This is a genomic window from Pseudoalteromonas rubra (genome assembly GCF_005887115.1).
Taxonomy (GTDB): domain Bacteria; phylum Pseudomonadota; class Gammaproteobacteria; order Enterobacterales; family Alteromonadaceae; genus Pseudoalteromonas; species Pseudoalteromonas rubra_F.
This window is the reverse complement of record NZ_PNCJ01000005.1, coordinates 191,699-203,851: the sequence shown is the minus strand read 5'-3', so window position 1 is coordinate 203,851 and position 12,153 is coordinate 191,699. Positions and strand designations below refer to the sequence as shown.

Genomic DNA, 12,153 nt, shown 5'->3' with positions numbered 1-12,153 from the left:
TGTATAATTAACTTTAGGCAACAAAAGTTTCGCCGATAAGGTAAGACAAACTCGTTAAGATTTGGTAAAACAAATTTGTATTAGTAAAATTAAGACAGGGCTTCCCATGTTCAGTGCGCTCAAATTTACAACTAAAATAACACTGGCCGCTTCATTGGTGCTGGTGATCGTACTTTCCCTCTTTACTGTGAACAACTTTATCCTGATGCGCTCACAAACGCAGGCCCAGTTAACCCTGGTGTTACAGGAAATCTCTGAGTCGGTTTCACAAAATATTGCGAACTGGCTGAATGACAGGCTGGATATAGTAAGCGCTGTTGCCAGTGGCCACCGAGGTAATGACGCTTACTCAGATATACTAAGGCGTGTTCAGACAGCGCATGAAGCCGGTCACTTCAAGAATACCTTTATTGGTACACCCGACGGTCAGTTTGTACTAAATGATACAACAGTGGTGTTGCCGAGCGATTTCGATGCTACGCAAAGGCCTTGGTACAAATTGGCGGAGCGAAAGCAGGACACTGCGTTTACCACGCCTTATATAGACGTGACAAGTAATGAGCTGACCATTACTGCGGTTGTGCCTATTATGAGTAGTGGGCGTTTCTCTGGGGTAGCCGGAGGAGACATTGATATGGCAACCATCACAGACATAGTCAATGAAATCGACTTTCTTGGCTATGGGTATGGTTTCCTGTTAGATGCTGAGGGTCGTATCCTGAGCCATCCAGATACCCAGCTCAACGACAAGCCCATGACAGAATTGTTCGGCACTAAGCTGGCACTATCCGAGACGTTTGCTGATCTGACCATTGACGGTAAAGAAAAGCTGGTGTCATTCGTTAAAATGCGCGGTATTAAAAATGTCGACTGGTACCTCGGCGTGGTGATCGATAAAGAAATAGCCTACAGCTCAGTGGCGTCATTTCGTAATATGGCACTGATCTATATGCTGGTGGGCGTTGTGGTAATTGTTGTAATGCTACAGCTACTACTTAAATATCTGATGAGGCCTATGGCGCATTTAAACGAAGCCATCAAAGATATTGCTCAGGGAGAAGGCGATCTGACCCGCAGACTTGACGTCGAAAACAACGATGAGTTTGGTGAGCTGTCCAACTACTTCAACCTGTTTGTAGACAAAATCCATGAGAGTATCTCGAAAGTGAAAGAAACCACACTGGCACTCGAGCAGGTGATGGAGGGGCTACAATCGCAAACACAGGGGGCACTCGATATCTACACAGAGCAAACCAAACGTACCGACAGTGTCGCGACGGCCATCAATGAACTGTCGTCCAGTGCTGTAGAGATTTCAAATAATGCCAAACACGCCTCTGAGTTGGCGACTGAGGCTAATAGTTTGTCCAGTCAGGGTCAGGTGGCTTTGAATGCCAACATTGAAGAAATCGGCTCTCTGAGCGCCAAAATGCAGGAAGCGCAATCGACGATTGATGGTCTTGATAAACTCACCGCCAGTATAGGTCAGGTATTGGAAGTCATTAAAGGTGTCAGTGAACAAACTAACTTACTGGCTCTAAATGCCGCGATAGAAGCTGCACGTGCAGGCGAAGCCGGACGCGGGTTCGCAGTCGTGGCCGATGAAGTTAGACAACTAGCTCAGCGTACTCAGGAATCGACCCAGGAAATTGAAAATACGATAGGCGAATTGCAGCAAGGCTCGTCATCTGCCGTCGCGGTAATGAAGTCAAGCATTGATGACTCCAGTAATAGCGCCCAGCAAGCACAATCTGCAGGGACTAAAATGCAGGAAGTCACCCATGCCATCGACTCTATCGATGGTGTAAACCATGCCGTAGCCAGCGCAACACAAGAGCAGAATGCGGTGATTCAGTCGTTAGACAGTGATATTCATGGGATCAGTGATTTGTGTGTAGAAGGCAGTGATAGTCTGACAAAAACACTACAAGAATGTCAGACGTTAAAATTGCAATTTGATGAACTCGAAAACATGCTCGCCAAATTTAAAGTGTAATCTTTCTCAAGGCTGCGAATATGCAGCCTTTTTTAATTTATTGCATAAGTATAAATAAACCCCTCCATGACCAATATATGACAGCTGTAACCTAAATGTATTTTTAGCGCAACATGGATGTCATTTAGGCACATTAGACTGCACGCAATTCCAATATAGCAACAAGCAAATATTAAAAGGTGTATGCGATGAAGTGCGTTAACCACTTGCTATTAGCAGGTATGGTCGCCGTTGCGGCTAATGCTCAGGCAAATGATCTGGACAAAGTCATTGATTCAAGTTCGGCTATTAACCAGTCAGCCCTCCAATCTCAAAACAAAATCAATTCTATTGCAGACGACATGCAGTCAAGACTGCAAAAGTTCAGAACACTGAATAAAGAAATTGATGGCCTGGTTGTTTACAACAGCCAGTTAGACAAGCAGATCAAAAATCAACTAGAAGAAATGGCTGCGATTAATGAGTCTATGGATCAGGTGTCTGTGATTGAACGTCAGATCACGCCACTAATGATGCGTATGATCACAGGTCTTGAGCAGTTCGTTGCACTGGATGTTCCTTTCCTAAAAGAAGAGCGTGCAGAGCGTATTGCTAAATTACAAGCAATGATGGACCGCGCCGATGTGTCTTCAAGCGAAAAGTTCCGTCGCGTACTTGAGGCCTACCAGGTAGAAGTTGAGTACGGACGTACTATCGAAGCTTACTCCGCTTTGCTGACGGTAGACGGTCAGGAACGAGAAGTGGATATGCTACGCATTGGTCGCCTTGAACTGCTTTACGTGACTAAAGATGGCAGCAAAGCGGGCAGCTGGAACAAAGACAGCAAGTCATTTGCAGCACTGCCAGACACCAACATCAGTCAAATCAACAAAGGTATCCGCATCGCTCGTAAGCAACTGGCACCGGATATGTTAACTCTGCCAATTCAGGCTGCAGAATAAGAGGTATATGATGAACTTTTTTAAATCTTTCAGCCTAAAAACCGTAATGGCAGCAACGTTTGCATTGTCTAGCTCTGCGTTTGCAGCTGAACAAGCAATGGACCTGGATACTCTGTTAAAGCAACTTGAACAGGGACAGAGCGCACAAAATGCACAAAATGCACAGCGTGAAGCCCAGTTTAAAGCGCAGCAGAGCGAGCAGGTCAGAATGTTACGTGAATTGACCGCTAACCGCGATGGCGAACTCAATCGCTCAGAGCGTCTCGAAACTCAGTTTGAAGAAAACGAAATCAAGCTAGGTAATTTAGGTGACACACTTTCAAAGCGTATGGGTTCACTTAAGGAACTGTTTGGTGTACTTCAGCAAGTAGCTGGCGATTCGAGTAACAAGTTCCGTACCTCAGTCGTATCTGCAGAAATACCAAATCGTAGCGCGTTTATGGATGATATGGCTAAACGCATGGGCTCAAGTACTAAACTGGCGTCTATTGAAGACATCGAAAAAGTATGGGTTGAGCTACAACGTGAAATGACAGAACAGGGTAAAGTGTCTCGCTATACTTCGGATGTGATTGTTGCGGGTGGTGCGAAAGAGCAAAAAGAAGTTTTGCGTGTTGGCGCGTTTAACCTGATTGCTGATGGCAAATACCTGTCTTACAACCCAGAAACCAATACACTGTCTGAGTTGACTCGCCAGCCTACGGCACGCTTCATGGCAAGTGCCGCTGAGCTGCAATCGGCGCAATCTGGTGCCGTTGACTTTGCACTGGACCCGACAGGTGGTTCAATTCTGGGTCTGTTAGTTCAGGCGCCAAACACCAAAGAGCAAGTGGAGCAGGGCGGACCCGTTGGTTACGTTATTCTTGGCGTTGGTCTGATTGCATTATTAATTGCCCTTGAGCGCTTTATTTCTTTGATGATTATGGGGGCGAAAATCAATCGTCAGCTAAAAGATTCAGTTGCACGCGAAGACAACCCACTTGGCCGCGTAATGAAAGTCAAAGAGCAATATCCAGATGTTGCGTATGACACACTAGAGCTTAAGTTAAGTGAAGCAATCTTGCGTGAAATGCCGAAGATTACACGTAACCTGACTCTGATTAAGATTATCTCTGTGGTTGCCCCACTATTAGGTCTACTTGGTACTGTAACCGGTATGATTAATACCTTCCAGGCCATTACCCTGTTTGGTACAGGCGACCCTAAACTGATGGCCGGTGGTATCTCAACAGCACTTGTTACAACCGTACTGGGTCTGGTGGTCGCGATTCCTACGGTATTCCTTTACACCTTACTTAACACGCGCTCTCGTAATTTGTTGCTTATTCTTCAAGAGCAAAGTGCAGGGATCATTGCTGAGCGCAGCGAGAAAGGAGCGTAATTGTGGTTCTTTTAGTAGATGCAATTAATGCGCTACGTGAGTTCCTAGATACAGGTGGCCAGGTTCTCCTGGTCATCGGACTGGTCACATTTGTGATGTGGCTGTTGATCCTCGAACGTTTTATGTTTGTGTTTGGTAAATTCAGAACTTATCGCAAGGATTTACTGAATAGTTGGACAAGCCGCGAGGAAAGAAACAGCTGGAACGCAGAACAGATACGTCAGGCCATGATCTCACGAGCCGGAATTCAGCTTAACTCTAATCTGCCTTATATCAATGTCATGGTCGCCCTGTGTCCCCTACTTGGGCTACTAGGGACGGTAACCGGTATGATTGAAGTATTTAATGTGATGGCAATCACAGGTTCGGGAAGCGCCCGTTCTATGGCTGCCGGTGTTTCTAAAGCAACGATCCCAACCATGGCTGGTATGGTTGGCGCGCTGTCCGGAGTATTTGCCTCTACCTTTTTACAACGTAAGGCAAAGCGCGAAGTAGAACTGTTAGAAGACAAGCTGTTGCTTGATCACTAGAAAAGAATTTGAGGAAACGTAATGAGAGCTCCATTAGCAAAGGTTTTTCAGGAAGAAGAAGCCGAAGAAATTAACATGACGCCCATGTTGGACGTTGTATTCATCATGCTTATATTTTTCATTGTAACTGCATCATTCGTAAAAGAAGCGGGTATTGATGTGAACCGGCCAGAAGCTGCGACAGCAGTTAAAAAGCAGCGCGCAAATATACTCGTTGCCATTTCGGATAAAGGTGAAATTTGGATCAACAAGCGCCAAGTTGATATCCGTGCAGTGCAGGCAAACATTGAGCGCCTTAAAGCCGAAAACCCACAAGGTAGCGTCGTGATTCAAGCCGACAAGAAAGCAACGACTGATACCTTAATCAAGGTAATGGATGCATCTCGTGCCGCAGGCGCATTCGATGTATCAATTGCAGCTCAGGAATCATAGGAATAGAAAAGATGCGTTACTTACTAGCACTCGTTATTGCAGGTATTGTGACTTTTTTCTTGTTTCTTGGTATGCAGGCACTGATCACAGGCGGCGAAGGCAAGATGGATGAGCCTGTTAAGGGCAACGTGCTTGATTTTGTCCGCCTGAAAAAAGAAGAAACTGTTGAGAAAAAAGAACGCAAACCACAAAAACCGCCTACACCAAAAGAGCCGCCCCCGCCAATGGATGCGCCTCAAATGCAAAGCAACAACCTGGATGCTGCCGGAGCTGATTTTAACTTCAGTGCAGATGTAGCTGCTGACGTCGACCTCGCTGGCGGTCTGGCTTTGGAATCCAGTGATGGAGAATATTTGCCTATCGTGAAGGTGGCGCCTGTCTATCCAAGGCGTGCACTTTCAAGAGGAATTGAAGGCTATGTCATCGTAGAGTTTGTCGTAACAAAACAAGGCACAGTTAGAAATCCGGTTGTGGTGAAAGCCGAACCAGAGAATATTTTTGACCGGGCAGCAATGGACGCAGCGTTGAAGTTCAAATACAAGCCGAGAGTTGTGAATGGTGAGGCCGTTGAGGTCGCCGGGGTTCAGAACAAGATCTCATTCCAGATTAACGGCTAGAGTTAAAAGGTGCGATTATGAAAACGTTTAAAAAGCTATTACTTGTTAGTGCGTTGAGTTGTACGGGACTAGTAGCTCCAAGTCTGTTATCCGTTTTGCCTGGCGTTGATCTGGCTGTTGCAAACGCTGAGACTAAAACTAAGCGCGTGCCTGCATTGCGTGAAAAAGTATACAGTCAGCTTGCGAGAGCGCAAAAGCTAGCCGACGAAGGAGATGTTAAAGGTGGTCTTGAAGTACTTGATACCATTAAGAAACGTGCCGGCAGCATGAACTCTTATGAAGTTGCAATGATGTATAACTTCTATGGATTCATCTATTACAACGAAAACCAGCTGGACAAAGCTATTGCCTCTTTTGAGCAGGTGGTGGCTGAAGAGGCTATCCCTGAGTCATTACGATTATCTACTACATTTAGTCTTGCGCAGCTGGCAATGGCTAATGGTGATTATAAAGCAACAGTAGAATATCTGGATAGCTGGAAGAAGATAAATACACAGCCAGTTAAAAGCAATTACTATGTCTTGAAAGCGCAAGCGCTTTATCAGGATAAGAATTATCCAGCGGCCGTAGAAAATATTAATCTGGCAATATCGTTAACTGAAAGTGAAAATAAAGTGCCAAAAGAAAACTGGTTGGTTTTGCAAAGGGCTTTATATTACTCTCTAAATCAGCCAAAAAAAGTTGCTGAAGTATTAGAGAAAATGATTAAGCTGTTTGATAAACCCGAATATTGGGTTCAGCTTGCAGGCATGTTTGGAGAGTTAGGAGCTGAGAAAAAGCAACTTGCTATTCTCGAAACCGCGCAACAGCGTGGGTTTATAAAGAAACGCAGTGATATAATCCAGCTTTCTCAGGTTTATCTATTTAATGGCTTACCTTATAAGGCTGCAGTTGCATTAGAAGAAGGCATAAAAAGTGGAGTGGTTAAAGGGAATGCAAAGAACTATGCATTCATCGCAGAAGCTTATGTCCAGTCTAAAGACGAAGATAAGTCTATCGACTTTTTCGCTAAGGCTGACAAAGAAGTCGAACATGGTAATTATCTGCAGCGTATTGCGGAAGTCTATATCAATCTGGAGAAGTTTGATGAGGCCGCGGATGCTGCCAGGGCCGCGCTGGAAAAAGGCGCTTTAACGTTTGAGTCAAATGCGTATGTTGCACTGGGTATGGCTCAATATAACCTTAAAAATTTCGACGCTTCTATACTCGCATTTGAGCAGGCAGAAAAGCACAAAAAGTCTGCAAATCTTGCGAAGCAATGGATTAAGTACGTGAAGCGAGAAAAAATACACGCTGAAACGTTAAAACAAGCACTGCTATGATTTTATAATCGCAACACCAAAGCCGCCTTCGGGCGGTTTTTTTATTTTTAAAAGTCAAATGTCATCTTTATTTACCAAAACTGTAACCTTATCGTCACGCAGTGGTTCTATTATTTGCCCAAGCTTTTTATTGCGCTTATAACTAATACTTTTTCGGAGATATAAAATGAAACTTGCTGGGTTATTTAAAGTAAGCCTTATCACTTCTGCTTTGGTTCTTGCTGGCTGTGGCGGTGATGTCAATATAACACCAACTACAAATGACAATCGCGTAGATAACTCTCAGGATGTTGTTGCCCCAGATACTGGCAATGGTAATGGAAATGGCGGTGATGTCGATAAAGATGCCGGTGGCGATACTGATACTCTTGTCTGCGCTAGCTACACAATGGGTGGTAAAGAATTTAAGGGTGAGCTAGACGCAGTAAAGAAAAACTGTGTTTACAATACTGAATTTGCAAATAACGCTAAAGACATCACTTCATCTTTCGAAATTAAAGCGCTGTCTTCCGGTGGCGCACACATATTTCAAGGTGCTCTTTTCATTGGTGAAGATGTTGATACCTCAAAAGGTGGAGTAGTTAATACTGACGGCCCAACTTTAACAATCGAAGCGGGTGCAACAATTGCTTTCACTAAAGCTGAAAACTTTGTTCGTATTGCGCGTGGTGCACAAATTAGTGCTGTGGGTGAGGTTGATAAGCCAATTACCTTTACTTCAATCAAGGAAATTGATGGCGATGCGACAACCGTACCTGCAATGCAGGATTGGGGTGGTATCCAGATCAACGGTATGGCTCAGACTGTAGAATGTTCAAAGACTGAAGCAGAGCAAAACCAATGTAACGTAGATGCTGAAGGTGTTGTTTCTTACTACGGTGGTAATAATAATGAAGACAGCAGTGGTTCGCTTCAACATGTTGTCGTTAAATATGCTGGTTTCGGCGTTGAAGGCGACGAATTAAACTCTATTACCCTAAACGCGGTTGGCTCTGGCACAACTGTTGACTATGTACACATCCACAATGGTTACGATGACGGTATCGAGCTATTCGGCGGTACAGTTAATATCAAACATATTGTTGTTACTGAAACAGCAGATGACGGTATCGACTGGGATACAGGCTGGAAAGGTAAAGGACAGTTCATTCTGGTACAAACCCTAACTCAGGGTAACCATGGTTTTGAAACTGACGGCGGTAAAAAGGATCCATCAACTGCAGACGGTCAGGATCGTGCTACGACTGTATCTTACCCAACTATCGCTAACGCAACGGTTGTTAGTAATGGCGTACAAGGTCCTCGTGGTTATGGCGCAGGTATGGAAATGAAAGAGTGGGGTAAAGCTCAGCTTCATAACATGCTGTTTGTTAACGCGGGTACAGAAGCTGGTACAGGGTGTTTTGACCTTTACAATGAAAAAGATAAGTCTACCTCTATGGGTGTCCATGCGAATGCCAATGCCGGCGAAATCGCGTTCAAGAACTCAGTATTCGCTTGCGGCCTGAACTTCGAAGAGGTTGAAGTACCACTCACTGACGACCTAGCTAATTTTGACATTGAAGCATGGTTCACTAAGCCAGAAAACGGTAATAAACTAATCGGCTTTAAAGATTTCGCTAGTGTACTGGGCGACAACGGTGTCGCAACCAAAGGGTCAATGCTTGATAAAGATGGCAACACTGTGGCTGTTGAAAGCAGCAAACTAAGCCAACAAGATTCATTCTTTGAAGATGTTGCTTACATTGGTGCAATCGGTGAAAGTGAAACTGACACTACTTGGGCAAAATTTGTTGCTATGTCTTTAGAGCGTACGAAGTAATCTAATCCATTTCTAGCTTTTAACAGGGCGCATTCATGCGCCCTTTGTGAATCCGGTTTTGGTTTAGAGGAACGACAAATGAAACCAATCAAAAAGTTTAAAACCAATTTGATCACGCTTTCTTTGCTTTCTCTTACTTCCCCTTTGGCTGTACATTCGGTTTCAGCAGAAGAGACAGCGCAAGAGATAGAAGAAGTAGTTGCGGTAGGTAGCCGCCTTAAAGGCAGTGCCAGCGCAGTTATTGAAGAAAGGAAAAATCAAGCTTTCGTAGCTGATATCATGGGTGCAGAGCAGATTTCGCGTACCGGTGATAGTGATGCAGCATCTGCACTTCGCCGTGTAACAGGTCTGAGTTTGGTAAACGATAAGTTTATTTATGTGCGAGGCCTGGGCGAACGATATTCAAGTGTACGATTAAATGGCGCTCAGGTTCCAAGCCCTGACTTAACGCGTAACGTCATTCCATTGGATATCTTTCCGTCCAGCATTATTGAATCTCTCGCTGTACAGAAAGCATATTCGCCAAACATGCCCGCAGCGTTTGGTGGTGGTGATGTAAATATTCGTACCAAAAGTATCCCGAGTGATCGCGTCCTTAAGTTAGAGATTGGTGTTGCACACAAAGACACTAACAGCAATGGCTTTGTTTATAACGGCAGCGATGATGACTGGTTAGGCGAAGATGACGGCTTGCGTAGCATGCCAGTTTCGGTAACTAACGCCCTGAGCAAATATGTAAACGGCATATCGGATATCTCACGTCTAAATATTCGTGCTGTAGAAGCACAAGACCGAGGTGAAGCGGTAACACAACAGCAGGCAATCGAGCTTAACAAAGACATTACCAAAGCACTACATCGTGATTTTGGAATGGTTGAAAAAGACCTAGACCCTGATGTTGGCGGTAAATTTGTCTATGGTGACCGTTTTGACGACTTGTTCGGTTTGGGCGGTCAGTTTGGCTTTTTAGCGTCTTTGGCGTACGATCATGAGTGGTCACACAGCAAAGGCTATACTGCAGTACTCGCTTCGGTAGACAATGCCGATTCTAACTGTGGCGAAAGCCCATTAGCCTGTTATTCTGCTCGTGATGACAAAGAGTCAACTAAGAAAAATGTTAAGTTAAACAGTTCACTGAGCCTCGGATATAAAATCGATGACCATGATCTGACAGCGAGCTTTATGAAGCTTCGCGACACTGAAGATGAAGCGTCCGTGTCCATTTACCAGGAGCCTTCTAAGTCTTTAAGTAAAGAAGACGGTGAAGTTCAGCGCAAGCATTTGACCTCTTTCGAACAACGCGAATTGGAAATAGTTCAACTGCGTGGTACACATAATTTAAATTATGATTTTCTCAAGAGCGTGAACCTGGATGGCCTCGGTTTTGACTGGCATTATACGGACTCTACGGCAACAACTAATATCCCTAGCGAATTGGAAATTACAGCCAGAGACCGTTATCAGGATGGGTCGTACGTCGAGACCTATACCAGCGGCGCATTAGGTGGTGATCCCTTCTTGTATCGCTTTGTTGACATGGAAGATAAAGTCGAGAACTACGGGTGGAACTTATCAAAAGCCTTTTATTTCGACAATTCAGAGCTTGAAGTTAAAGGCGGTGGGTATTTTGTAGAGAAAACACGTGACTATCGTACTGATTTCTTTAAATATCGCTTTGGCCCTAATGAAGTGATCAGCCTCGCAAGTACTAACAGTCAGGCACTGGGTATGGGCAGCTACTTCAAAGATGATGCTGTAGTCGATAGTGTCGATGTAGAGTTGTTATTTCAGGAACCAACTGCAGATGACTATCTTGCTGCACAAAAAATCGATGCTTACTTTGGTGCATTCGACTACGTATTTAACAACGACTGGCGATTCTCAGGCGGTTTGAGATACGAAGATTTCAGACAAGTTGCACTGGCATTTTCACGTTCTGCTTATGACCCATCATTACTGCAAGATAAGTTAGGTGAAGAAGCGGTTAAAGATGCAACTGTGATGGAAGATGAAACATTTGGCTCATTATCCATGACATACAGTCAGGAAGGCTATCAGGTTCGTTTTGGTTGGGGTGAAACCATTGTTCGACCAGATTTGCGTGAACTTACACCTGTTCAGTATCAAGATCCTTTGACGGATTACAGAACGCTGGGTAATCCAACTTTGCAGTCAAGTTATCTTGATAACTTCGACGCGCGAATCGAGTTCTATTTTGACGGTGGTGATAACTTCTCCGTTGGCGCCTTCTATAAAGACATCGATAAGCCGATTGAAGCGCAACTTACTGAGCGTGATGGTCGTTTCACTCTCGAGTTTGAAAATGCTGATAGTGCTTATGTATACGGCCTGGAAGCTGAATGGCTAGTCGAATTGTCTGCGGATATGCTAGGCGGTGCTTTCTTTACGTCGGGTAACCTGACTGTCAGCGATTCAGAAGTTGAAATCTTAGAAAGTGCTCGCGGTGATTTAACTAACATTAAACGCCGGATGAGTGGTCACTCTAAATACGTAGCAAACTTCCAGTTGAACTACGATTCGCATGATGGTAACCACCAGGGCTCGCTAATATACAATGTATTTGGTGACCGTATTCTGGCTGCAGGTGTAAACGGGTTCGATGATGCGTATGAGCAGCCAATCAATTCGTTGGACCTTGTGTATAGTTACTATCCAACATTTAACACAACGATTACTGTAAAAGCAAAGAACCTGCTTGGTCAGGACTTTGAAGTTCAGCAAAACGATGTCGTTATTCGTTCTCGTGAGAATGCACAGCAAATCAGCCTAGATGTATCAGTTGAGTTTTAATAGTTAACATCTGGAATAATAGAAGTCTGGCCAGCGGCCAGGCTTTTTTTATTCCGACATCGAACTATCTTAAGTCGGGTGGTTGGCTTTGGCATCAATTGCTAAAACGGTGTTGCTTTGACTCTTACCTTAGGCATGCGGTTTTACTTTTTCAATAATCATTCTTTGCAAATAGCCCTTAGCGAAAATCAGTATGAACTGCAAATCTACATGTTAAGTAGCCCCTAAAATGGCTGCGATGATCGCTATCTACGAAAGAGTAAACTAGCAGTGTAATGTAAATAAGACGTAAGTCAGTTCT

The 12,153-nt window shown here is 44.3% G+C and carries 9 protein-coding genes; all 9 read left to right on the top strand.

Features of this window, described 5'->3' with window-relative positions:
* Positions 1-106 precede the first annotated feature (106 nt).
* The 9 genes from CWB98_RS01825 to CWB98_RS01785 all read left to right on the top strand — a co-directional run bounded on the left by CWB98_RS01825 (position 107) and on the right by CWB98_RS01785 (position 11,852).
* On the top strand, positions 107-1,996 hold the full coding sequence (locus CWB98_RS01825) for a methyl-accepting chemotaxis protein (RefSeq protein ID WP_138543275.1): 1,890 nt from the start codon (positions 107-109) through the stop codon (positions 1,994-1,996).
* A 188-nt stretch (positions 1,997-2,184) separates the two neighbouring features.
* Positions 2,185-2,937: a DUF3450 domain-containing protein gene (locus CWB98_RS01820; protein ID WP_138543274.1), complete on the top strand. Its 753-nt coding sequence runs from the start codon at positions 2,185-2,187 to the stop codon at positions 2,935-2,937.
* A gap of 46 nt (positions 2,938-2,983) precedes the next feature.
* Positions 2,984-4,318: a MotA/TolQ/ExbB proton channel family protein gene (locus tag CWB98_RS01815; RefSeq protein ID WP_432765874.1), complete on the top strand. Its 1,335-nt coding sequence runs from the start codon at positions 2,984-2,986 to the stop codon at positions 4,316-4,318.
* A 2-nt stretch (positions 4,319-4,320) separates the two neighbouring features.
* Positions 4,321-4,848 carry a MotA/TolQ/ExbB proton channel family protein gene (locus CWB98_RS01810; protein WP_138543273.1) on the top strand — a complete coding sequence of 176 codons (528 nt, stop codon included), beginning with the start codon at positions 4,321-4,323 and terminating at the stop codon, positions 4,846-4,848.
* Between the two features lie 21 nt (positions 4,849-4,869).
* On the top strand, positions 4,870-5,280 hold the full coding sequence (locus CWB98_RS01805; protein ID WP_010381303.1) for an ExbD/TolR family protein: 411 nt from the start codon (positions 4,870-4,872) through the stop codon (positions 5,278-5,280).
* 11 nt (positions 5,281-5,291) lie between these two features.
* On the top strand, positions 5,292-5,897 hold the full coding sequence (locus tag CWB98_RS01800) for an energy transducer TonB (RefSeq protein WP_054016584.1): 606 nt from the start codon (positions 5,292-5,294) through the stop codon (positions 5,895-5,897).
* A 17-nt stretch (positions 5,898-5,914) separates the two neighbouring features.
* On the top strand, positions 5,915-7,219 hold the full coding sequence (locus CWB98_RS01795) for a tetratricopeptide repeat protein (protein WP_138543272.1): 1,305 nt from the start codon (positions 5,915-5,917) through the stop codon (positions 7,217-7,219).
* A 166-nt stretch (positions 7,220-7,385) separates the two neighbouring features.
* Entirely contained in the window at positions 7,386-9,041 is a 1,656-nt protein-coding gene (locus CWB98_RS01790; RefSeq protein ID WP_138543271.1) for a hypothetical protein, read from the top strand.
* A gap of 78 nt (positions 9,042-9,119) precedes the next feature.
* Positions 9,120-11,852, top strand: a complete 2,733-nt coding sequence (locus CWB98_RS01785) for a TonB-dependent receptor domain-containing protein (RefSeq protein ID WP_138543270.1) — start codon at positions 9,120-9,122, stop codon at positions 11,850-11,852.
* Positions 11,853-12,153 lie beyond the last annotated feature (301 nt).